This window comes from Paenibacillus sp. OT2-17 (genome assembly GCF_009827695.1).
Lineage (GTDB): Bacteria > Bacillota > Bacilli > Paenibacillales > Paenibacillaceae > Paenibacillus > Paenibacillus polymyxa_B.
Window position 1 is genome coordinate 1 of the sequence record NZ_WUDQ01000772.1, and the last position, 1,393, is coordinate 1,393.

The 1,393-nt window shown below is 44.9% G+C and carries 1 protein-coding gene; it reads left to right on the forward strand.

Features of this window, described 5'->3' with window-relative positions:
• Positions 1 to 165: 165 nt before the first annotated feature.
• Positions 166 to 1,393 (forward strand): non-ribosomal peptide synthetase (locus GRP75_RS26985; protein ID WP_160790892.1); only part of this gene is annotated, 1,228 nt, incomplete at its 3' end.

Here is a 1,393-nt window from a genome sequence, read left to right on the forward strand (position 1 = left end):
GCCATTTCACATCAGGACGTGAGCGGTTTGAAACATATCAGTTTGCAGGCGGGAGCTACCTTATTTATGGTATTACTGGCGGCCTACAAGACCCTATTGTTCAAGTACAGCGGTTAGGAGGATATCGTTGTTGGAACTCCTATTGCAGGTAGACAGCATCATGATTTGCAGCCAGTCGTCGGGATGTTTGTCAACACGCTTGCATTGCGGAGCTTTCCTGAAGGGGATAAGTCTTTTTACGAATATGTTCAGGAAGTGAAGGACCAGGTGCTTGATGCCTTTGAGCATCAGGATTATCCGTTTGAATTGCTGGTGGAGAAGCTGAATGTACAAAGGGACCTGAGCCGAAATCCGTTATTCGATACTCTTTTTGAGCTAGATAACATGGACTCTGGTACGACGGAATTCCAAGACTTGCAGGTTACTCTGTGCCCGGGCGAACAGAATATGGCAAAATTCGATTTGACACTTACGGCCATGGAAAGCTCTGAAGGTTTGGTTTTCAGTTTCACATATGCCGATAGCCTGTACAAGAGAAGCACGATTAAACGAATGGCCGATCACTTTCTCCAGTTGATTAAAGCTGTTGTAGATGAACCACAGACAAAACTTTCTGAAATTGAGATCATTACGTCACAGGAAATCGAAATGATATTGGATGTCTGGGGAAATACCGCGGTGAAACACCCAAGTGAAAAAACCATTCATCAATTATTCGAAGAACAGGTAGAGAAGACTCCAGATCAAGTAGCTGTAGTTTTTGGAGATAGCCAGATCACATATAACGAATTAAATGTGCGTGCAAACCAACTGGCTCGCGTGCTAAGAGCAGAAGGAGTTCAGGCGGATCAATTGGTCGGAATGATTATGGAGCGCTCTATCGAAATGATTGTAGGGATTTTTGGTATTTTAAAAGCTGGTGGGGGATATGTGCCTATCGACCCTGAGTTTCCGCAGGAACGTATGCTCTATATGTTACAAGACAGCCATATTAAGCTTATGGTTGCCATGCCAGAAATGGCCGCGAAGGTACCGTCGGATGTGCTGGTCATTTCACCTGATAGTCACAGGCTATCTGCAGAAGACTGTTCCAACTTGGCTGAAGTTTGTGACCCTGGCCATTTGGCTTATGTGATGTATACCTCAGGTACGACGGGCAAACCCAAAGGAGTGATGATTCAACACTCTAATGTCGTGAATATGACAACCGCATTTAGAGAACAAGTATATAAGAAATACAAATCGCCAATGCGGATGGCATGGCTATCGCCGTATGTATTTGATGCATCAGTGAAACAAATTTTCCCATGCCTGCTTCTCGGGCATGCGCTTCACGTGGTACCGAGAGAGATTAGCACCAATGGTCATCGTTTGGCTGACTATTTCAGATCCC